Source organism: Citrobacter sp. TBCS-14 (assembly GCF_005280805.1).
GTDB lineage: Bacteria > Pseudomonadota > Gammaproteobacteria > Enterobacterales > Enterobacteriaceae > Citrobacter > Citrobacter gillenii.
On the sequence record NZ_SZWM01000958.1, the window covers coordinates 1 to 233 of the forward strand.

A 233-nucleotide genomic window follows, 5' to 3' on the forward strand; every position below is an offset into this window, starting at 1 on the left:
GGCAGAAGCGACGGTCGTGCGTGGCTACATCGACTGGATGGTACAGGTGCCGTGGAATGCGCGTAGCAAGGTCAAAAAAGACCTGCGTCAGGCGCAGGAAATCCTCGATACCGACCATTACGGTCTGGAACGCGTCAAAGACCGTATCCTTGAGTATCTCGCGGTCCAAAGCCGTGTGAACAAAATCAAGGGGCCGATCCTGTGTCTGGTTGGGCCGCCGGGGGTAGGTAAAA

1 protein-coding gene is annotated in these 233 nt (G+C 56.7%); it reads left to right on the forward strand.

Going from position 1 to position 233, the window contains the following annotated elements; all coding sequences use genetic code 11:
- The coding region (locus tag FDX22_RS22255) for a hypothetical protein (protein WP_186805435.1) at positions 1-233 on the forward strand (233 nt) is incomplete at both ends.